Below are 20972 nucleotides of genomic sequence, written 5' to 3'. Positions count from 1 at the left end.
GGGCGGCGTCGTCCCCGGGGCCGAAAGGCCTGTTCCCGGGAACCGGGCCGGCCGTACAGTTGGAGCAGATTCAGCGGGAACACCGTTCCGCCCAGCGAGGGAGATGCCATGGACATGCCCGTTCCCAAGAACGCCGAGGACGAAGCACGGGCGCTCGCGGCCGTGGAGGCCCACCATGCGGGGATGCTCAAACGGCTCCGCGCCTTGATCGGCGCCCTCACCGAGGCGGTTTCAGCGCACAACACGGTTGCGGAGCACGACGCCCACGAGGTGCTGGTGGAATGGTGCGAAACCGAACTCGTCCCGCACGCGCTCGCCGAGGAGGGGCCGCTGTACAGCGGGGCCGGCGCTACGCCGGAGGGCCGGCTGCTGGTGGCGGGCATGCTGGCCGAACACCAGGTCATCGTCTCACTCGTCGAACGGCTCCGTTCCGCGCAGGGGGTCGACGCCGCGGTCGCCGCGGCCGGCATCGGCGAGGTCTTCGCCCTGCACCTGGACAAGGAGAACCGCCTGTTGATGCCACTGATCGTGGAGTCGCCCGGACTCAGCCTGGCCGAGTCCGTCGCCGGGCTGCACGAGCTGGTGGGGGAGGCCTCGGTCCACGACACCCAGCACGGGTCCGTCCCGCCGGCGCACCCGGTCAACGGCTGACAGGCCCATGGCGGACAGCACGGAGCCACTGCACGCGCCCGTCGAACCGGCAGAGGACGACGCCGGGTCGCTGTTGCGCGAACTGGCGGCAGCCCACGGGGTGGGAACCTCCTATTGGGGCTGGGACGGTGTGGAACGCTCCGTCGCCGCAGGCACCTTGCGCCGGGTCCTCACTGCCCTGGGCGTAGCCTGCGATGACCCGGCACAGATCCGGGGCTCCCTGGCCGAGGCCCGGCTGGCGCCCTGGCGCCGGCTGCTGCCGCCCGCGGTGGTGGCGCGGGAGGGAACAGCTGCCACTTTCCACGTTCATGTCCCGCACGGCAGCGACGTTACCGTCCGGGTTGTCGCGGAGGACGGAACCCTGCACACGGTCCGGCAGCTGGAGAACTGGGAGGCGCCCCGCGACGTCGGCGGCGTCCTCACCGGGCGGCCGAGCTTCAGCACCCCCGACGCCCTGCCGCTGGGCTGGCACACCATCGAGGCCGACGCGGCGGGCCACCGTGCGCAGTGCGCCCTGGTGGTGACCCCGCAGCGGCTGCGTACCACCGACGCCCTCGCCGGCCGCCGCCGCTGGGGGCTCATGGCGCAGCTCTACTCCGTGCGGTCCTCGCGTTCCTGGGGGATCGGCGACTTCGCAGACCTGGCCGACCTCGCCGCGGTGGCCGGCGCCCAGGGAGCCGGTTTCGTCCTGGTCAACCCCCTGCACGCGGCCGAGCCCCGTCCGCCGGTGGAGGACTCGCCATACCTGCCCACCACCCGGCGTTTCTTCAACCCGCTGTACATCCGGGTGGAGGAGATCCCGGAGTACGCCTACCTGGACCCCGCGGCACTGGCTGAGACGCAGCGGCTGGCGGCAGGCCCGCACGCCGCCGACCGGGAGACGGGGTTGCTGGACCGCAACGCCAGTTACAACGCGAAACTCGCGGCGCTCGAGCGAGTGTTCCTCGTCCGCCGGGGTCCGGCGCGTTCGCGGCAATTCAGCGACTTCTGCCGGAACCAGGGGCAGGGGCTCGACGACTTCGCCCTGTGGTCAGCCCTGGCGGAGACCCTGGGCCCTTCGGCGGACGGCTGGGGCGACGCCGCGTCCTCCCCGGCCACCGCGTACGCCGCGGCCCAAAGGACGGCGCTCGCGGACCGGATCGAGTTCCACCGCTGGCTGCAGTGGATCTGCGACGAGCAACTGGAAGCGGCGCAGGACGCGGCGCGGCGGGCCGGCATGGACCTTGGGATCGTGCACGACCTGGCGGTGGGGGTGAAACTCGGCGGCGCCGACGCCTGGGCGCTGTCCGGCGTCCTTGCCCACGGCGTGACGGTGGGCGCTCCGCCGGACATGTTCAACCAGCAGGGCCAGAACTGGACGCAGCCGCCGTGGCATCCGGCGCGGCTGGCCGAATCGGGGTATGCCGCCTACCGCGACATGCTGCGGACCGTGCTGCGCCATGCGGGCGGGATCCGCGTGGACCACGTCCTGGGCCTGTTCCGTCTCTGGTGGATCCCCGAGGGCGCCGGGCCGGGCGAAGGCACGTACGTGTACTACGACCATGAGGCGCTGATCGGGATCCTCGCCTTGGAAGCCCAGCGGGCCGGGGCCGTGGTGATCGGGGAGGACCTCGGGGTCTTTGAGCCCTGGGTGCGGGACTATCTGGCCGAACGGGGAATCTTCGGGACCTCGATCCTGTGGTTCGAACACGACGACGCCGGGCCGCTGGCGCCCGAACGCTACCGGCAGGAGTGCCTCACGAGCGTCAACACCCACGACCTGCCGCCCACCGCCGGCTATCTGGCCGGGGACCATGTCACGCTCCGGGAGTCGCTCGGGCTGCTGCGGCGTCCGGTCGAGGAGGAACGGGCGGCCGACGCGGCCGAGCAGGAAGCGGTGCTCGCGCTGGTGCGGGAGCGCGGCCTGCTGCCGGTCAGGGATACCGCTCCGGGGCCGGCGGCCGGTATTGCTGGTCAAAAGGCAGATCCGGCGGCGGTGCAGGCCACGGTCGAGGCCCTGTACGCGTTCACCGCGCTCACGCCGTCGTTGTTGCTGGGAGTCGCGCTGGTTGATGCCGTGGGGGAGGCCCGCACGCAAAACCAGCCGGGCACCAGTACGGAGTACCCCAACTGGTGCGTTCCACTTGCGGGACCGGACGGCGTCGTCCTCATCGAGGAGCTGCCGGACAACGCCAGGTTCCGCTCCCTCCTCAACAGGGTCCAGCAAGCCCTCCTCCCGCGCGGAGGGCCCGGTTCCCAGTAGCCACCCCCGTAGCAGTCCAGTAGCCCTCCCGGTGTCCCGGGCGGGCCCGTCCCAGTACCCGCTACTGGTTGCAGGGCTGCTCCGGTTCGCTACTCTCGGCACCATCGGCAACGGGGACAGCCCTGATGCCCGCGCATCCGGGAGCCCGGGGGAGGAAGCTGATGAGGCGAGCCGTGAGGATGGCCGGGGCCGCGCTGGCCCTGGCGCTGGGCATTTCCGGCGCCGCCACGGAGACGGCGGGCGCGGCGACGAGCTACAGCTTCGCGGTGATCGGCGACATTCCCTATGGCTCCACCCAGCTGGGGCTGTTTCCCAAGCGCATCGCCCAAATCAACGCGGACCCGAACGTCAAAATGGTCAGCCACGTGGGCGACATCGGCTCCGGCAATTGTTCCAGCAGCTACTACCAGAAGATCAAGTCCAACTTCGACAAGTTCGTGGATCCGCTGGTGTACACGCCGGGGGACAACGAATGGGCGGACTGCCACCGGGCCAGCGTTGGCAAGGGCAACCCGCTGGAGCGGCTGGCCACGGTCCGTTCGGTCTTCTTCCCGGCGCCCGGCCGCACCCTGGGTCAAAATGCGATGACGGTCACCGCGCAGGCCGGTTACAAGGAGAACGTGTCCTTCGCCGCCGGCGGACTGACCCTGGCCACCCTCCATATCGTCGGCTCCGACAACGACCTCAAACCCTGGACCGGCCTGGGCTACACCGCCCCCACGGAGGCCCAGCTCGCGGAGGAGGCCGCCCGGGTCGATGCCACGATCAGCCAGCTGAGGAACACATTCGCCTCGGCCAAGGCCGCCGGCAGCAGGGCGGTGGTGCTGCTGACCCAGGCGGACATGTTCGCACCAGGCACGCAGGGCTCCGGCTACCGCAAGGCCTTCCAGTCCATTGTCCGGGCTCTCGCCAGTGAGGCTGCGCTTTTCCAGCGTCCGGTGTTCCTGTTCAACGGCGACAGCCACGGCTACGTCCAGGACAAGCCGCTGACCACCTCCAAGTGGAAGTCGTTCTACGGGCTCTCGGGCAGTGTTTCCAACCTGAGCCGGGTCACGATCGAGGGTGCCTCCTCCGTTAACGAATGGGTCCGCGTCAACGTGGTGTCCGGCCCGGAAGTCCTGCAGATCCAGCGGGTCCCCTTCACCTAGCGCACGCGGCGCAGGCCTGCCCTGATGCCTCTGCCCAGCGTGTCGTTGCGGGGTGGGGCATCGGGGTGATAATTTCACTTGCCGCCTCAAATTCGCGGACAAAATAGCCTTCCGTTTTACCCCTCCCCGACGCTTCCCCGCGAACCAGAAAGGCCGCAATGGCGCTGCTCCTTCCCGACACTCTGCCGACCCTTCAGACGGTCACCGGCAGGTTCGTCCTGGCACCATTCACAGCTCTCGACGTCGAGCCGCTGGCCCGGCTCCTGGCCCGCGACGAAATCTGGTCCCAAGGCTTCAGCGACAGCGAGGCCAGGCCCGCCGGCGAGGCCGAGTTGATGGCGTTTGTGGACCGCCGTTTCGCCGGGCTGCAGGTCTTCTCCGTGTACCAGAAGCTGCCCCTGGGGCAGTCGCGGTTCGTCGGAACCACCGGCATCACGGAGCATGACGAGCCCACGGAGCGCGTCAAGATCGGCCGGACCGTGCTGGACCCGGATTTCTGGGGTGCCAAGGTCAACCACGAGGTGAAGATCACCCTGCTCGACTGGCTGTTCTCCTGCGGGGCCGGCCGGATCGAATGCGACGTGGACTCCCGCAACCAGCGGTCCTTGTCCTCGCTCGCGCGGTTCGGGTTCACGGCCGAGGGCACCCGGCGCCGGTCCTCCCGGAACGTCGACGGGCTCTGGCGCGACTTCGTGATCCTGTCGCTGCTGACCGACGAGTGGCCGGACCTGCGCCCCCGCGCGCTAGCTTCCCTGGCCGGGCAGATGCCCGCCGGGCTGCTGGCGGTGTAGCGGGAGCCTTCGGGACCCGGAGCCGCCTGAGGCGAACAGTCCGGGACGGGAGAAGGGCGCAGGCTCTTGAAACGCAGAGGTGCCGGTGCCACACTGGCGCCACGCGAGGGGTCTGGGGCCCCTTTGAACGAAGGGGCCCCAATGCGATTTCATCAGACCACCCGGCTGGCGGTACTCATCGCCCTCCCACTGCTTCTTATGGGTCCCACGGCCTGCACACCCGCGGCACAAAAGGGCGCGGTCCAGCTCACCCGCGGCGCCGCCTCGAAGGTCCTGCGCTCACTGGGCCGGGATGCCGGTGAAATCCAGGCGGCCTCGTCAGAGCTGCCCGGTCTCGCGTCACGGTACGGGGCGTCGGCTGAGGAAGTCACCGCCGTTGCCGGATCGGCAGACAACTACCAGGGCTGGCGTGTCCCCCAGGGGAGCATAGATCGCATGGTGGCCACCGCCAGAACCGTGAAGAACAATAAGGCCGTCTCCGCGGGCGTGGGTGTGGCCTGCGACTGGATGGCCGGAGACGTGACAAGCAGGGCCGAGTTTCAGCAGTCCGTGGTGAACGCAGCGGCCGGCATGACCTACGACGACGCACGCGCGTTCGCTGACGCCACCACCGACCTGGCCAAGAAACTGGGCGAGATCAGGGCCTCGGGAACATCCCAAGACAAAGCTGCGGCAGCCTGGCTGTGCTATGCATACCAAGTCACACCGGTTGGCTCCGCCGGCGGCTAACTGAGGGCGCTGCCGTGAATTGATCGCCGCCGGACCTGTCGTCTGCTTGGAGCCACGCTCCATGGGCAACACAAAAATGCCCCGGAATCCATGAAGAATTCCAGGGCATTTCCTGTTGTGCGCGGAGGGGGACTTGAACCCCCACCCCCTTTCGAGGACTAGCACCTCAAGCTAGCGCGTCTGCCATTCCGCCACCCGCGCAGGTGGTATTTCCGGGAAGAATTTCGCCTTACAGCGTTTTGCTTTTCTCGGAAGCAGCGAGAAAGACTCTACACGAAGATTCCGGAAACAAATAATCGGGGTCTGCCGGGGCGGTGTAGGTAGGCTGAAGCCAGCACTGAGCCACTGCCACGAGGAGCGATATGACTGACATTCGGCCCGAAGACGAGGTTGTCCGGATCTGCCAGGAACTGATCCGGATCGACACGTCCAACTACGGTGACGGTTCCGGGCCGGGGGAGCGCGCCGCCGCGGAGTACACCGCCGGGCTGATCACGGAGGTGGGGCTCGACGCCGAAATCTTCGAGTCCGCTCCGGGCCGCGCCAGTGTGGTGACCCGGCTGGCCGGTGAGGATCCGTCGGCCAGCGCCCTGGTGGTCCACGGCCACCTCGACGTCGTGCCCGCACTGCGCGAGCAGTGGTCCGTGGACCCCTTCGGCGCCGAGCTCAAGGACGGCCTGATCTGGGGCCGCGGCGCCGTGGACATGAAGGACATGGACGCGATGATCCTCTCCGTGCTGAGGGATTTCGCCAGGACCGGCCGAAAGCCCAAGCGGGACCTGATCTTCGCGTTCTTCGCCGATGAGGAGGCGGGCGGTAAGTACGGCGCCGGCTACGCCGTCGAACACCGTCCCGAACTGTTTGAGGGAGCCACCGAGGCGATCTCCGAGGTGGGCGGCTTCTCGGCCACGATCGGGGGCCAGCGCACCTACCTGCTGCAGACCGCTGAGAAGGGGTTGTCCTGGCTGCGGCTGGTGGCCCATGGCCGCGCCGGCCACGGCTCCCAGATCAACACGGACAATGCTGTCACCCGGCTCGCCAGCGCCGTCTCGCGGATCGGGGAGTACCGGTGGCCGGTGGAACTGACCCCCACCACGCGGCAGTTCCTGGACGGCGTGACGGAACTCACCGGCGTCGAGTTCGATCCGGACGACCCGGAGAGGATCCTCAAGGAGCTCGGCACGGTGGCACGGTTTGTCGGTGCCACGCTGCAGAACACCACCAACCCCACCCTGCTCAAGGGCGGTTACAAGCACAACGTCATCCCGGAGTCGGCCGAGGCCCTGGTGGACTGCCGGACGCTACCCGGCCAGCAGGAACAGGTCCTCGAGATCGTCCGCGAACTGGCAGGCACCGGCGTGGACGTCACCTACGTGCACCAGGACGTCTCGCTCGAAGTCCCGTTTGCCGGCAACCTGGTGGACTCCATGATCGACGCGCTCCACTCCGAGGATCCGGGCGCCAAGGTCCTGCCGTACACGCTCTCGGGCGGCACGGACAACAAGGCCCTGAGCCGGCTCGGCATCACCGGCTACGGCTTCGCACCGCTGATGCTTCCGGACAATCTGGACTTCACCGGCATGTTCCACGGCGTCGACGAACGGGTCCCGGCCGATTCGCTGAAGTTCGGCTCCCGGGTGCTGAACACCCTGCTGACCAACTACTGAGCGGGACGCGCCCGGAATGACACCAACAGACATGACACCCGAAGACCCCCTGCCCGACGCACTGCTGGAACGGATCCGCGCGCGGGCGGCAGGCTACGACCGCGACAATGCCTTCTTCACCGAGGACCTGCGGGACCTCGCCGACGCCGGGTACCTGAAGATGTTCGTCCCGGCGTCCGACGGCGGCCTGGGCCTCGGCCTGGCGGGGGCGGCGCAGCTGCAGCGGAGGCTGGCCACCGCCGCGCCGGCCACCGCCCTGGCGATCAACATGCACCTGGTCTGGACCGGCGTCGCCCACGTCCTGGCTGCCCGGGGTGATTCCTCGCTGGATTTCGTCCTGAAGGAGGCCGCACAGGGTGAGATCTTTGCGTTCGGCAACTCCGAGGCGGGGAACGACTCCGTGCTCTTCGATTCCCGGACCGAGGCCACGCCGCTGCCGGACGGAAGCTACGGATTCACCGGGCGGAAGATCTTCACGAGCCTCTCGCCGGCCTGGACCCGGCTGGGCATCTTCGGCAAGGACGCCGGGGCGCGCGGCGGCGAGGGCGAACTGGTCCACGGCTTCATCGACCGGGAGACGCCCGGCTACCAGATCCTCTCCGACTGGGACACCCTGGGCATGCGGGCCAGCCAGTCGAACACCACCGTCCTGGAAGGCGCCGTTGTGCCGCCAGAGCGGATCTTCCGCAAGCTCCCCGTGGGCCCGAACGCGGACCCGCTGATCTTCGCCATCTTCGCCTGCTTCGAGACGCTGCTGGCGGCGGTGTACACGGGGATCGGGGAGCGCGCACTGCAGTTGGGCATCGAAGCGGTTAAGCGCCGGACCTCGTTCAAGAACGGCGGCCGCAGCTACGCCCAGGACCCGGACATCCGCTGGAAGGTCGCCGAGGCGGCCATGGCGATGGATGGGCTGTATCCGCAGCTCGCCGCGGTGGCGGCCGACGTCGACGCCCTCACCGATCACGGCGGGCAGTGGTTCCCGAAGCTCGTGGGCGTCAAAGTGCGTGCCACCGAGACGGCGCGCACCGTCGTCGACTTGGCGATCAGGGTCTCCGGCGGCTCGAGTTACTTCCGCGGTTCCGAGCTCGAGCGGCTCTACCGGGACGTGCTGGCCGGGATGTTCCACCCCTCCGATGACGAGTCGGCGCACAATACGGTGGCTAGTGCGTGGCTGGGCCCGCTGGAGGGCTAAGCGCCGGGAGGCTGGACGGTCCGGGAGCGTCGGCTGAGACCTAGACGGTCCGCTGGACCTGGATCACTTTCCGGCGCAACCAGAAGCGGCACCCGCCGCCGACGTAGAGCACGCTGCGCTCGAGTTCCCACTTGCCGTACTCGGAGTGGGCGGCGAGGAGGCGGCGCGCCTCCGGCAGGGAATCTTCAGGGCTGACCGTCAGCACGAGGTACTCGTACTGACGCGCATAGTCCCGCTCCCGACGGACCGAGCTGCTCAGAAAATGTTCCTTCATTGCTCTCCATTTTCGTCTTTTTCGGGCTAACGTGAAGTCATGAGCATCGATCCGCGTGTCGCGCTTCAGTCCCTGACCGCCGCCCTCGAGGAGCATCTGGCCGCTGCCGCGGCGCGGCGGGGAGACGGGGATCCCGCGGTCGAAGCGGCGTTCTTCGCCGTCGCCGATGCCTTTGAAGTCTACGACGACTCCCTCTATGAAGCGTATGGCGAAGTGACGCCGCTTGAGGTCATTGACGAGGAAGATGACGACGAGGAAAACGAAGACGTCGACGACGAGGAAGACCTCGAACTCATCCAGGACTAGGGCTGCCCGGGGCTGATCCGGGTCTGAACCCAAGTCACTTCGCTGGCGAGCAATTCGAGGGCCTTTCCGACCGGTTGGTAGCCCAGCTCCCACCAAACACCCCGACGCAACCACTACTTCAGATCGTGAACGGCTGGTCCAGGCGTCATGTGGGAGTAATTCACCAGCCCGCTGTACCCGGACCGCCCTTGAACGGGCCGACGATCTGCGAGGTGATCCAGCCGCCGTAGAAGCCGCCCTCCTGCGGGGTGACCTGTTCGCCGTCGACCGTGCAGGAGTCCATGTGGGCCGGGTAGAGGGCGACCCGGGTACTGAGTGCCTCGAAACCCGGGGTGGGCACGGGGTAGGTCCAGCCGCCCCGGGGGACAACAACACCGCCGGCAACAACGTCGAAGTAGTGCGCTTCTCCCTTGAACTCGCAGAAGCTGGTGCCCTGGGTCGGTACAAGGACGCCGGCAGGGAATGCTCCCAAGGGCAAGTAGTAGACCGGCGGGTGGCTCGTCTCCAAGACACGGACCGAGTCGGTGGTGTCGGCAATCACCTCGCCGCCCAGCCGCACCACCACCCGCTCCGACCGGGGCTCCACCCGTGGCGGCCGGGGGTAGTCCCAGACCGATTCTTGGCCTGCCGAGGGCACAACAGGACGGGGACGGCGGAAGGAGCCGGGAAGACCATGTACAGGAGTCATCTCCCCATGGTGCCATCAGCGGCTGGTAATCAACCGGGAACGCCGGGAAGACTCGTACGCTCCGCCCGAAAGGCCGCTAGGCTCCGCCGGAGACGTCCTCCAGGGCCACGGCAATCTCTGGCGGCAGGGGCGCCAGCGAGGCATCCAGAATCTCCTTGAGCTGGACGGCAGTCCGTGGTCCCACCACCGCGGTGGCCACCCCGTGCTGGGACAGCAGCCAGCTCAGCGAAACGTCCAGGGCGGTCCGGCCCAGCCCCTTGGCCGCCATCGCGACCGCCTCAACAACGCTGGACGCGCTGCCTTCGAGGTACGGCTCAACGTAACCGGCCAGCTTTTGGTGCGCGGCGCGGGAGTCGGCCGGGATGTGGCCGCGGTACTTGCCGGTCAGCACGCCGCGGCCCAGCGGACCCCAGGCCATCAGGCCGAGCCCGGCGTCTTCAATGGCGGGAATTAACTCGGCTTCGGGCTTGCGCTGCAGCAATGAGTACTCGGACTGGCAGGCGACCAGCGGGAACCCGGCCACGGCGGCGGCTTTCGCGGTCTGCCAGCCGGTGAAATTGGAGACGCCCGCGTAGCGTGCCCGGCCGGAGCGCACGGCGAATTCCAGGGCGGAAAGGGTTTCCTCCAGCGGTACGTTGGGATCCCAGGCCTGGGCGAACCAGAGGTCCACGTAGTCGGTGCCAAGCCGCGCCAGGCTGGCGTCAAGGCCGGACAGCATTCCGTTGCGGGAGGTGTCGACACTGTGGCGTCCGCCCGACGTCGTCAGCCCGGCCTTGGTGGAGATCACCACTTCGGAGCGCGCGACGACGTCGCCCAGCATGCCGCCGAGAAGTGCTTCGGCGCGGCCGCCGGCGTAGGACGCGGCGGTGTCAATCAGCGTGCCGCCCCCGTCGACGAAGGTGCGCAGCAGGCCGGAGGCTTCCTGTTCGTCAGTTTCACCGGCCCAGGACATGGTGCCAAGGGAAAGGGACGAGACACGCAACCCACTGTTGCCGACATAACGCTGCTGCATGCCTGCAAGCTTACGATGCTCCGGAACGTTCATAACGTAGGGTCTATAAACGTGAACTGGTTAGAAGCGGCCTTTCTGGGCCTGGTACAGGGCCTGACAGAATTCCTCCCGATTTCCTCGAGCGCCCACCTGCGGATTGTGGGGGCGTTCCTGCCGAACGCCGCCGACCCCGGGGCGGCCTTTACCGCCATCACCCAGCTGGGTACCGAGACCGCGGTGATCGTCTATTTCTGGCGGGACATCGTGCGGATCGTGAAAGCCTGGTTCGGTTCGCTCACCGGCAAGGTGTCCCGGCAGGACCCGGACGCCCGGATGGGCTGGCTGGTGATCCTGGGCAGCCTCCCGATCATCATCCTCGGCCTGCTCTTCCAGGACCAGATCGAGTCGGTACTCCGCAGCCTCTGGATCGTCGCCACCACGCTGATCGTGTTCGGCATGATCCTGGCCGTCGCGGACGCCGTCGGCCGCCAGGAACGTGACCTGACCAAACTGACTTACAAGCACGGTATTTTCTACGGGCTCGCGCAGGCGATGGCCCTGATTCCCGGCGTCTCACGCTCCGGCGGCACCATCACCGCCGGCCTGCTCATGGGCTACACCCGCGAGGCGGCGGCCCGCTATTCCTTCCTGCTGGCCATCCCCGCGGTCTTTGGCAGCGGCCTCTACCAGCTGTACAAGGTGGTCTCGAAGGAAGGCATCACCGGCCCGTACGGCCTGCCCGAGACGGGCCTCGCCACCGTGATCGCCTTTGTGGTGGGCTACGTCATCATCGGCTGGTTCCTCAAGTACGTTTCCACCCGCAGCTACCGGCTCTTCGTCTGGTACCGGATCGGCCTGGGCCTCGCGCTGTACGTGCTGCTCGGTTTCAATGTCATCAGCGCCTAGCACTAGGCTTGGTCTGTGAAATCCTGGACCTCCCGCCCCGTTCCCCAGCTCCCGGGTAGCATGCCCGCGCTGCGACTTTTCGACACCGCCAAGGGTGGCCTCGTCACCCTTGAGGCGACGGGGGAGCAGTCCATGTACGTGTGCGGCATCACCCCCTACGACGCCACGCACATGGGCCACGCGGCCAGCTACGTTGCCTTCGACCTGCTCAACCGCGCCTGGCGCGACGGCCGCCAGCAGGTCGCCTACGTCCAGAACGTGACCGACGTCGACGATCCCCTGCTGGAGCGCGCGACGGCGACCGGCGTGGACTGGCGTGACCTCGCCGCCAGCCAGATCGAACTGTTCCAGACCGACATGGAAGCCCTGAACGTCCTGGCGCCGGACAACTACGTGGGCGCCGTCGAGGCCATCCCGTTGATCGTTCCGGCCATCGAGTCCCTCGTCCAGCGCGGACTGGCCTACCGGGTGGCCGGCGCCGGCGGCGAGCCCGACGGCGATGTCTACTACGACGTCGAAGCGGCCGGCAAGCACTCCGCGGAGGCGCGCGACGCCTGGACCCTGGGGTCCATCTCGGGCCTGGGCGACGCCGAAATGCTGGAACTGTTCGCCGAACGCGGCGGCGACCCCGGCCGCGCCGGGAAGCGCCAGGCCCTGGACCCGCTGCTGTGGCGGGTGGCACGCGAGGGTGAGCCGAGCTGGCCCGGCGGCGAACTGGGGGAGGGGCGCCCCGGCTGGCACATCGAGTGCACCGTCATCGCCCAGAAGTACCTGCCCGCGCCCTTCACCGTGCAGGGCGGCGGATCCGACCTTGTTTTCCCGCACCACGAAATGGGCGCGGGCCACGCGTACTCGCTGGCCGGGGTGCCGCTGGCCAAGCACTTCGCGCACGCCGGCATGGTGGGCCTCGACGGCGAAAAGATGAGCAAGTCCAAGGGCAACCTCGTCCTCGTGTCCAAGCTGCGGGCCGCCGGCGAAGAGCCGGGCGCCATCCGCCTCGCAATCCTGGCCCACCACTACCGCAGTGACTGGTCCTGGACCGAGGACGGCTTTGCCCAGGCCAAGGACCGGCTCGCCAGCTGGCGCGCCGCCGTGGCCCTGGCTCCGGCGGGATCCGCTGGTCCGCTCATCGAAGAACTCCGCGCCGCACTCTCGGACGACCTGGACGCCCCGCGCGCCCTCGCCGCCGTGGATGTCTGGGCCGCCGGCGCCCTGGCGGCCGGTTCCGCCGGCCAGGCCGGTCCCGCCACGGGCTCCGCCGCTGATGCGGCGCTGGTGGCCGACGCCGTCAACGCCCTGCTCGGCGTCGAACTCTAAAGCGTCAGGCCTTAGGGCTTTTCCTTGCCGCGGCGCTTGAGGTAACGCTCGAACTCCCGCGCAATTGACTCGCCGCTGGCCTCGGGCAGGTCCGCGGTGTCCTTGGCCTCCTCGAGCTGGCGGACGTAGGCCGCGATCTCCGGGTCTTCGGTGGCGAGTTCGTCGACGCCGCGCTCCCAGGCATCGGCATCCTCGACCAGTTCCTGCGTGTCCAGCGGAACCTGCAGCAGTTCCTCGATCCGGTGCAGCAGGGCCAATTGCGCCTTCGGCGACGGCGCCTGGGCAACGTAGTGCGGCACGGCGGCCCAGAGCGAGACCGTGGGCAGCCCGGCCAGCAGGGCGACCTCGGCGAGCACGCCCACGATCCCCACGGGACCCTCGTACTGGGACGCTTCCAGGTCCATCCGTTCACGCAGCGCGGCGTCGTCGGTCGAGGCGCTCACCGGGATGGGCCGGCTGTGCGGCACGTCCGCCAGCAGGGCGCCGACCAGGACGACGTAGTCCACGTTCAGCGCCTCGGCATGCACCAGCAGTTCGGCCGTGTAGGCCCGCCACTTGTAGGAGGGCTCGGTGCCCTGGACAAAGATGACGTCCACGTTGGAGTCTGGAACGCTGGCCTTGAAGATCCGGGTGGACGGCCACTTGATCTTCCGTTCGCCGGACGCCGTCCGCCGGATGGTGGGGCGGGTGAACTGGAAATCGTAGTACTCGTCCGCATCGATTGAGCCGACCTTTTTGCCGCCCCAGAGCTTGTTCAGGTAGCGCAGCGCATCACTTGCAGCTTCGCCGGCGTCGTTCCATCCTTCAAACGCCGCGAGCATCACCGTGATGCGCTGGCCCTCGGGTACGGGCTGCAGCAACCGCTCCGGCGCGGGCGTGACGCCGGCGTCCTCGGGGTCTGGCTCGAAGCTATTCATGTGTTCACCCTACGTCCAAGTTGCGGGCACGCGCAGGCAGGCGGGCACCGCAAGTCCCCGGAAATTCGCCGACGGCGTAGCCCCGGGCGGCGCGACGGGCCCGCCCCGTAGACTGGTGGGCATGCGATCCCCAGCCTCCCAGCCACTGCTCAAAGCCGCGTTATGGGACATGGACGGCACGATCGTGGACACCGAACGGTACTGGATCGAGGCCGAACACGCCCTCGTCGCCGCCCACGGCGGAGAGTGGTCGCACGAGAAGGCAATGCAGCTCGTGGGTCAGTCGCTGGTGTTCTCCGCAGGCATCCTGCAGGAGGCCGGCGTCGAGCTGGAAGTGCGTGAAATCATCGACACCCTCACCGGGCACGTCGTCAGCCTGGTCCGCGAATCCGTCCCGTGGCGGCCCGGGGCGCGTGAGTTGCTGGATGAACTGCACACGGCCGGCGTCCGCTGTGCCCTCGTGACCATGTCCGAGGCGCCCCTGGCCCGCGAGATCGTCGCCAGCCTGCCCAAGCCATACTTTGAGTTCCTCGTCACCGGGGACACCGTCACGCAGGGTAAACCGCATCCGGAGGCCTACCTGAAGGCCGTGGAACTGCTGCAGCAGGAGGACCCCGAACTGGACCACCGGCACTGCGTGGCCCTCGAGGACTCCGGGCCCGGGGTTGCCGCGGCCGTGGCCTCCGGCGTCGTTACGGTGGCCATCCCGCACATCGTTCCGCTCCCGCACGATCCGCGCCGCGCCACCTGGGACAGCCTGGCAGGACGCACCGTGGCCGACCTCGAGGAACTCGTCACGCTCCGGCATCAAGCCGCCGGTGTCCGTGACGTGGAGCTGGAACGCGCGGGCAGCGGTGGCCAGCTTGACTGAGCCGTCGCCGCAGAAACCGCAGGGGAGCACCGAGGACCGCCCCTATTCGCTGCGCGGCGGCATCCCGCTCGGCCGGATCCTGGGCATCCCCGTCATCCTGGCTTACTCGTGGTTCGTCATTGCGGCATTCACCGTGATCGCCTACGGCCCGGTCCTGGCTCACAACTTCCCCGGAACCGGGGCCACCGCCTATCTCGCCGCGTTCGCGTACGCCGTGCTGCTGCTGCTCTCGGTGCTGGTCCACGAGCTGGCGCACGCCTTGACGGCCCGGATGTACCGCTGGCCCACCAGCAAGATTGTCCTGAACCTCTGGGGCGGCCACACCCAGTTCGAGAACTTCACCGCTTCGCCCGGGAAGTCCGTGCTGGTGGCGATGGCCGGCCCGGCCGCGAACCTCGTCCTGGCCGGCGCGGGCTGGCTTGTGGTCGCCCCCGGCCCGCTCCCGGGCCTCGCGGACCCCTTGGCGAACATCTTCGTCTGGGCCAACCTGCTGATCGGCATCTTCAATGTGCTGCCCGGGCTTCCCCTGGACGGCGGCCGGCTGGTGGAATCCGCGGTCTGGAAGGCCACCGGCAGCCACGAGAAGGGCACCATCGCGGCAGGCTGGGCGGGCAGGGTCATCGTGATCGGACTGGCGGTCTGGTTCGTCGGGTTGCCGCTGCTCAGCGGCAACCGCCCGGAAACCTCCCTGATGCTCATCACCGTCCTGGTGGGCAGCTTCCTTTGGCTGGGCGCCACCGCCTCGATCCAGCAGGCCCGCTACCGCAGCCGGCTGCACCTGGTCGACGCCGCCGCCCTGGCCGAGCCTGCCGTCGGCCTGCCGGACACGGCTACGGTCGCGGACGTGCTGCGGCACTCTCCGGCCGGGGCGCCCGCCGTCGTGCTCTACGCTCCCGACGCGCGGCCTGCCGCCGTCGTTGACGAAACCGCCGCCGCTGACTTGCCAGCCGCGCTGGCCGCCGCCACACCGGCCACCGCCGTCGCCTACCCGCTCGCAGCGGGCGCGTACGTCAAGGAAACCGACCGGGGCGCCGAACTGCTGGCGTACCTGGCGCAGCTGGAGGGATCGGATTACGCGGTGGTCGACGACGCCGGCACCGTCACCGGACTGCTGCGGCAACTCACGGTGCTCAATACCCTCACCGGCAAGCAGCAGCGGGGCACCGCGGGCACCCCGTCCGGCGGCGAGGGCCGCAATCAGGACCGGAACCGGTAGAGTTACCTGCCGGTCGTGAATTATCCGGCCCACGACCACGGGCCGGTGCCAGCCGCCACAGCCGCGGCCACCAAAGCTTTACAGGAGCGAGGAAACATCCCATGAGCAGCGACACTGCCGCCAACGCCACCCCCAGCGGGGAAGGCACCACCGTCGACAGCCCGGTGGCGCCAGCCACTGTAACAGCCGCTGCGCCGGTCGGCGCCAACCGCCGCCGCGGACCTTTCCGCGAGGGGGAGCGGGTGCAGCTCACGGACGAACGAGGCCGGATGAACACCATCAGCCTCGAGGCCGGCGGCGCGTTCCACACACACCGCGGCTTCCTCAACCACGACGAGATCATCGGCAAGCCGGACGGCTCCGTCGTCGTGAACAACGTCGGCCAGCAGTACCAGACGCTGCGCCCGCTGCTCTCGGACTTTGTCCTCTCGATGCCGCGCGGTGCGGCCGTGGTGTACCCGAAGGACGCCGGACAGATCGTCACCATGGCGGACATTTTCCCGGGCGCCCGTGTGGTCGAGGCCGGCGTCGGCTCCGGCGCGCTGTCCATCTCACTCCTGCGCGCGGTGGGGGACAACGGCTACCTGCACTCCTTCGAGCGGCGCGAGGAATTCGCGGACATTGCCCGCGGCAACGTGGAGACGATTTTCGGCGGCCCGCACCCGGCGTGGCAGATCACCCTTGGCGACTTCCAGGAGGAAGTTGTCCGGACCGAGGAGCCGGGCTCCGTGGACCGTGTGGTCCTGGACATGCTGGCGCCCTGGGAATGCCTCGACGCCGTCGCCACGGTGCTCGCTCCGGGCGGCGTCTGGATCAACTATGTCGCGACTGTTACGCAGCTGTCCCGGACCGCCGAGGCGATCCGTGCCGACGGCCGGTTCACCGAACCGGACGCCTGGGAGTCCATGGTCCGCGGCTGGCACCTCGAGGGCCTCGCCGTGCGCCCGGACCACCGGATGGTGGCCCACACCGGGTTCCTGCTGGTTACCCGCCGGCTGGCCGACGGCGTCACCGGCATCTCCGTGAAGCGCCGGCCGTCCAAGACCGAGTTCGATGCCGAGGACGTCAACGCCTGGACTCCCGGTGCCGTCGGCGAACGGGCCGTCTCGGACAAGAAACTGCGCCGCGCGGCCCGCGACGCCATCGCCGGCACCAACGTCAAGGACACCCCCGGGGTCACGAACTAGTCCGCATTTCGGAAGTCTTCAGCAGCACCCGCCGTCTTGGGGCTATGGTCTTAACAGAAGTACTGAAGGGGCTGATGCATGATGGAGACTCCGAACAACGAGACCGGCCGCACGCCGGCACAGGACGAGGCCCTGGCGGCTGCGGCCGCCGGCGGGCCTGAGCCGGCAGCCGACGTCGACCGTTACGCGGCCGCCGAGCTGTCCGTCGCCGAGCGCCAGGTCAACATCCTGCGCGACAAACTCCGCCACATCGACCGTCAGCTCGCGGCCGCCACGCAGAACAACTCCAAACTCGTCGGCATGCTGGAGACGGCCAAGGCGGAGATCCTGCGGCTGAAGAACGCCCTGGACCAGGAGGGCCAGCCGCCGTACAGCTTCGGCACCATCCTGCAGCTGAACCCGCGCCGGCACCCCGCGCCGGGCAGCAGCGGGCAGGCCGCCACCGAAGAGTCCGTGGACATCTTTAACGCCGGCCGCAAAATGCGGGTCGGCATCAGCCCGCTGGTGAACATCAACCAGCTGGCCGTCGGCCAGGAAGTGCTGCTCAACGAGGCCCTGCTGGTGGTCGCCGGGCTCGGCTACGAGCGGGCCGGGGACCTGGTCACGCTCAAGGAGCTGCTCGGCTCCGACCGCGCCCTGGTGGTGGGCCGCGCCGACGAGGAGCGCGTCATCCGGCTCTCCGGCGCCCTGCTGGCGCAGAAGCTGCGCGTGGGCGACGCGCTCTCGATCGACACCCGCACCGGCTACGCGCTGGAGAAGATTCCGCGCTCCGAGGTGGAGAACCTGGTCCTCGAGGAAGTCCCGGACATCACCTACCAGGACATCGGCGGCCTCGGCCCGCAGATCGAGCAGATCCGCGACGCCGTCGAACTGCCGTTCCTGCACCCGGACCTGTACCGCGAGCACGGCCTCAAGGCACCTAAGGGCATCCTGCTGTACGGGCCGCCGGGCTGCGGCAAAACCCTGATCGCCAAGGCCGTGGCCAACTCGCTGGCCGCCCGTGCTGCCGAGCGCGCCGGCAAGACGGACATGAAGAGCTACTTCCTGAACATCAAGGGACCCGAACTGCTGGACAAGTACGTCGGCGAGACCGAACGGCACATCCGGCTGATCTTTGCCCGCGCCCGGGAGAAGGCGTCCGAGGGCAGCCCGGTGGTGGTGTTCTTCGACGAGATGGACTCGCTGTTCCGCACCCGCGGCACCGGCATCTCCTCGGACGTGGAGACAACCATTGTGCCGCAGCTCCTGAGCGAGATCGACGGCGTGGAGCGGCTGGACAACGTGATCGTGATCGGCGCGTCCAACCGGGAGGACATGATCGACCCGGCCATCCTGCGCCCGGGCCGGCTGGACGTCAAGGTCAAGATCCAGCGCCCCGACGCCGAGGCCGCGGCGGACATCTTCAACAAGTACATCACCACGGACCTGCCCTTCCACGAGCAGGACCTGGCCGAGCACAACGGCGACATCCAGGCCACCGTGGACGCCATGATCCAGCGCACCGTGGAGGCCATGTACTCCACCGAGAAGTCCAACGAGTACCTCGAGGTGACCTACGCCAACGGCGACACCGAGATGCTCTACTTCAAGGACTTCAACTCCGGCGCCGTGGTGCAGAACGTGGTGGACCGCGCCAAGAAATCCGCCATCAAGGACCTGCTCACCACCGGCCAGAAGGGCCTGCGCATCGACCACCTGCTCCGCGCCGTGATCGACGAGTTCCGGGAGCACGAGGACATGCCCAACACCACCAACCCGGACGACTGGGCGCGGATTTCGGGCAAGAAGGGCGAACGCATCACGTACATCCGCACCATCGTCCAAGGCAAGGCCGGCCAGGAACCCGGGAAGTCCATCGAGACGATGCCCAGCACGGGCCAGTACCTGTGACGGCGGGTCCCTCGGCGGTTTCCGGAGGCCTGCCCGTCGGCGGCGCCATGCGCGTGATGGGCTCGGAAACCGAGTACGGCATCCACTCGCCGTCCGCGCCGGGCGCCAACGCCACCATGATGTCCGCCCGGGTCATCCAGGCCTACGCCCAGGTGACACGGCAGCGTGCCGCCGGCGGGGCGGAGACGCGCTGGGACTACACCGACGAGGAACCCCTGCACGACGCCCGCGGGTGGACCCTGGAGCGGAGCGCGGCGGAGCCCGAGCAGCTGACCGACCGGCCGCCGGTCCTGGACGCGGAGGCGATCGCCCTGGCGTATGGACGCGCCGAGCTGGACCACGACGGCGAGGACGAGTCCGCTTCGCTGCTGATGAACATGGTGCTGGGCAACGGCGCGCGGCTCTACGTGGACCACGCCCACCCGGAATACTCGAGCCCCGAAGTCACCAGTCCGCGCGACGCCGTCGTCTGGGACGCCGCCGGGGACCTGGTGGCCCTCGCCGCCGTCCGCCGGCTGGCCGCGGACCCGGATCTGCCGCCGATCAACCTGTACAAGAACAACACGGACAACAAGTCCGTCTCCTACGGCTCGCACGAGAACTACCTCATGCCCCGTTCGGTCCCGTTCGGCGAGATCGTCCGGGGGCTGACGCCGTTTTTCGTCACCCGCCAGATCATCTGCGGCGCCGGCCGGGTGGGACTGGGCCAGGACAGCTCCCGGCCCGGCTACCAGATCAGCCAGCGGGCCGACTTCTTCGAAACCGAGGTGGGGCTCGAGACGACCATCCGCCGTCCCATCATCAACACCCGGGACGAGCCGCACGCCACCGCGGACAAGTACCGCCGGCTGCATGTCATCATCGGCGACGCGAACCTCAGCCAGGGCTCCAACTTCCTCAAGTTCGGCAGCACCGCGATGGTCCTGAGCCTGATCGAGGCCGGCCTGGCGCCCCGGATCGAGGTTCACGAGCCGGTGGCTGCCCTGCAGGCGGTCAGCCACGACACTTCGCTGACGGCGACGCTGCGGCTGCTCGACGGGCGCCGCGTCACCGCGCTGGACCTGCAGTGGATGTATTTCGAGGCGGCCGCGAAACTCGCGCAGGACTCCGGTGTGGCGGACGCCGTCGACGGCGACGGGCATACCCATGAGGTGCTGGAGCGCTGGTCCGCGACCCTCACCGCGCTGGATGGCGACCGGGCGGCCGCTGCGTCGACGGTGGAATGGCTGGCCAAGCTGTCCCTGCTGGAGGGCTACCGCCAGCGGGACGCGCTGGAATGGTCGGACGCCCGGCTGGGCCTGGTGGACCTGCAGTGGGCGGACATCCGCCCCGAAAAGGGGCTCTACTACCGGCTGCTGGCCCGCGAGCGGATGCAGCGGATCGTCGAGGACGAGGCGATCACGCGGGCCGTGACGGAGCCGCCGTCGGACACCCGGGCCTTCTTCCGCGGGCGCTGCGTCAGCCGTTTCGGCAAGGATCTGGTGGGCGCGAGCTGGGACTCGGTGATCTTCGACCTGCCCGGCCGCGGCAAGCTCCAGCGGGTCCCCACCCGCGAACCGCTACGCGGCACGGAGGCCCTGACCGGCGGCCTGTTTGCCCGGCACCGCGAGGCCGGGCCGTTCCTTGCCGAACTCCTGGGACTGACCCCCGGTTCGTAACCGCAAAGGCCCCCGCGCGGGGCCCGGGCGTGGCAATATTGCTTACAGGATGTCCCGAGCACGAGGGGGCGTCCGGGGGACAACGCAGTGCGACGACAGCGCAGGGCGAAGACCGAGAGGAGAAAACGATGGCAGGCCAGGAGCAGCAGCAGCCGCAGTCCCGCGACACCGAGGTCGAGGAGGACATCCCGGCACCGCCGGCGGCGCCCGAGGCCCAGGCCTCTGCCGCGACCCAGGGCGTGGATGACCTCCTGGACGAAATCGACGGCGTCCTGGAGTCGAACGCCGAGGAGTTTGTCCGGGCCTTCGTCCAGAAGGGTGGCCAGTAGGG

20 protein-coding genes and 1 tRNA gene are annotated in these 20972 nt (G+C 68.7%); 16 read left to right on the top strand and 5 right to left on the bottom strand.

The window, feature by feature from the left end; all coding sequences use genetic code 11:
* The first annotated feature begins 108 nt into the window (after window positions 1–108).
* The 5 genes from E7Y32_RS13625 (at window position 109) to E7Y32_RS13605 (ending at window position 5561) form a co-directional block, all read left to right on the top strand.
* Window positions 109–651: a hemerythrin domain-containing protein gene (locus E7Y32_RS13625; protein ID WP_146337580.1), complete on the top strand. Its 543-nt coding sequence runs from the start codon at window positions 109–111 to the stop codon at window positions 649–651.
* Between the two features lie 7 nt (window positions 652–658).
* Window positions 659–2893 (top strand): 4-alpha-glucanotransferase, encoded by a 2235-nt coding sequence (malQ, locus tag E7Y32_RS13620; protein ID WP_146337579.1) that lies wholly within the window; start codon window positions 659–661, stop codon window positions 2891–2893.
* 161 nt (window positions 2894–3054) lie between these two features.
* Window positions 3055–4041: a hypothetical protein gene (locus E7Y32_RS13615; RefSeq protein WP_146337577.1), complete on the top strand. Its 987-nt coding sequence runs from the start codon at window positions 3055–3057 to the stop codon at window positions 4039–4041.
* A 158-nt stretch (window positions 4042–4199) separates the two neighbouring features.
* Window positions 4200–4832 carry a GNAT family N-acetyltransferase gene (locus E7Y32_RS13610; protein ID WP_146337576.1) on the top strand — a complete coding sequence of 211 codons (633 nt, stop codon included), beginning with the start codon at window positions 4200–4202 and terminating at the stop codon, window positions 4830–4832.
* 141 nt (window positions 4833–4973) lie between these two features.
* A complete protein-coding gene (locus E7Y32_RS13605; protein ID WP_146337575.1) occupies window positions 4974–5561 on the top strand; it encodes a hypothetical protein in 588 nt (195 codons plus the stop codon).
* A 118-nt stretch (window positions 5562–5679) separates the two neighbouring features.
* On the opposite strand, the gene E7Y32_RS13600 is transcribed toward E7Y32_RS13605, so the two are convergent.
* Window positions 5680–5762 (bottom strand) — tRNA-Leu (locus E7Y32_RS13600).
* 161 nt (window positions 5763–5923) lie between these two features.
* Here E7Y32_RS13600 and E7Y32_RS13595 point away from each other — a divergent pair.
* Window positions 5924–7228 carry a M20/M25/M40 family metallo-hydrolase gene (locus tag E7Y32_RS13595; RefSeq protein WP_146337574.1) on the top strand — a complete coding sequence of 435 codons (1305 nt, stop codon included), beginning with the start codon at window positions 5924–5926 and terminating at the stop codon, window positions 7226–7228.
* Between the two features lie 31 nt (window positions 7229–7259).
* Window positions 7260–8420, top strand: a complete 1161-nt coding sequence (locus E7Y32_RS13590) for an acyl-CoA dehydrogenase family protein (protein WP_146337572.1) — start codon at window positions 7260–7262, stop codon at window positions 8418–8420.
* Window positions 8421–8460: 40 nt separating this feature from the next.
* Here E7Y32_RS13590 and E7Y32_RS13585 read toward each other — a convergent pair whose 3' ends face one another.
* Entirely contained in the window at window positions 8461–8694 is a 234-nt protein-coding gene (locus E7Y32_RS13585; RefSeq protein WP_146337570.1) for a DUF5703 family protein, read from the bottom strand.
* A 39-nt stretch (window positions 8695–8733) separates the two neighbouring features.
* Between E7Y32_RS13585 and E7Y32_RS13580 the strand changes: the two genes are divergently transcribed.
* Entirely contained in the window at window positions 8734–9000 is a 267-nt protein-coding gene (locus tag E7Y32_RS13580) for a hypothetical protein (RefSeq protein WP_146337568.1), read from the top strand.
* Between the two features lie 160 nt (window positions 9001–9160).
* On the opposite strand, the gene E7Y32_RS13575 is transcribed toward E7Y32_RS13580, so the two are convergent.
* Together E7Y32_RS13575 and E7Y32_RS13570 are read right to left on the bottom strand one after the other, a co-directional pair.
* Window positions 9161–9688, bottom strand: a complete 528-nt coding sequence (locus tag E7Y32_RS13575; protein ID WP_146337566.1) for a DUF427 domain-containing protein — start codon at window positions 9686–9688, stop codon at window positions 9161–9163.
* Between the two features lie 76 nt (window positions 9689–9764).
* Complete coding sequence (locus tag E7Y32_RS13570; protein WP_146337564.1) at window positions 9765–10700, bottom strand: aldo/keto reductase; 936 nt, start codon at window positions 10698–10700, stop codon at window positions 9765–9767.
* A 51-nt stretch (window positions 10701–10751) separates the two neighbouring features.
* Between E7Y32_RS13570 and E7Y32_RS13565 the strand changes: the two genes are divergently transcribed.
* Together E7Y32_RS13565 and mshC are read left to right on the top strand one after the other, a co-directional pair.
* Window positions 10752–11585 carry an undecaprenyl-diphosphate phosphatase gene (locus tag E7Y32_RS13565; RefSeq protein ID WP_146337563.1) on the top strand — a complete coding sequence of 278 codons (834 nt, stop codon included), beginning with the start codon at window positions 10752–10754 and terminating at the stop codon, window positions 11583–11585.
* 15 nt (window positions 11586–11600) lie between these two features.
* On the top strand, window positions 11601–12902 hold the full coding sequence (mshC, locus tag E7Y32_RS13560) for a cysteine--1-D-myo-inosityl 2-amino-2-deoxy-alpha-D-glucopyranoside ligase (RefSeq protein WP_146337561.1): 1302 nt from the start codon (window positions 11601–11603) through the stop codon (window positions 12900–12902).
* 11 nt (window positions 12903–12913) lie between these two features.
* Here the strand turns inward: mshC and E7Y32_RS13555 are convergent, their stop codons facing one another.
* A complete protein-coding gene (locus E7Y32_RS13555) occupies window positions 12914–13819 on the bottom strand; it encodes a PAC2 family protein (RefSeq protein WP_146337560.1) in 906 nt (301 codons plus the stop codon).
* A gap of 121 nt (window positions 13820–13940) precedes the next feature.
* Here E7Y32_RS13555 and E7Y32_RS13550 point away from each other — a divergent pair, with 121 nt between their 5' ends.
* The 6 genes from E7Y32_RS13550 (at window position 13941) to E7Y32_RS13525 (ending at window position 20970) form a co-directional block, all read left to right on the top strand.
* The gene (locus E7Y32_RS13550) at window positions 13941–14690 is read left to right on the top strand and encodes an HAD family phosphatase (RefSeq protein ID WP_146337559.1); all 750 of its coding nucleotides are present in this window, start codon (window positions 13941–13943) and stop codon (window positions 14688–14690) included.
* Window positions 14683–15906 (top strand): site-2 protease family protein, encoded by a 1224-nt coding sequence (locus E7Y32_RS13545; protein ID WP_146337558.1) that lies wholly within the window; start codon window positions 14683–14685, stop codon window positions 15904–15906. Before E7Y32_RS13550 ends, E7Y32_RS13545 begins: the two co-directional genes overlap by 8 nt.
* Before the next feature lie 101 nt (window positions 15907–16007).
* Window positions 16008–17093 carry a tRNA (adenine-N1)-methyltransferase gene (locus tag E7Y32_RS13540; RefSeq protein ID WP_261382449.1) on the top strand — a complete coding sequence of 362 codons (1086 nt, stop codon included), beginning with the start codon at window positions 16008–16010 and terminating at the stop codon, window positions 17091–17093.
* A 78-nt stretch (window positions 17094–17171) separates the two neighbouring features.
* Window positions 17172–18983 (top strand): proteasome ATPase, encoded by a 1812-nt coding sequence (gene arc / locus E7Y32_RS13535; RefSeq protein ID WP_395940424.1) that lies wholly within the window; start codon window positions 17172–17174, stop codon window positions 18981–18983.
* 47 nt (window positions 18984–19030) lie between these two features.
* On the top strand, window positions 19031–20641 hold the full coding sequence (dop, locus tag E7Y32_RS13530; RefSeq protein ID WP_146338681.1) for a depupylase/deamidase Dop: 1611 nt from the start codon (window positions 19031–19033) through the stop codon (window positions 20639–20641).
* A gap of 128 nt (window positions 20642–20769) precedes the next feature.
* Entirely contained in the window at window positions 20770–20970 is a 201-nt protein-coding gene (locus tag E7Y32_RS13525; RefSeq protein ID WP_146337557.1) for a ubiquitin-like protein Pup, read from the top strand.
* Window positions 20971–20972: the final 2 nt, after the last annotated feature.

Source organism: Arthrobacter sp. UKPF54-2 (assembly GCF_007858535.1).
GTDB lineage: Bacteria > Actinomycetota > Actinomycetes > Actinomycetales > Micrococcaceae > Arthrobacter.
This window is presented reverse-complemented; position numbering and strand designations above follow the sequence as displayed.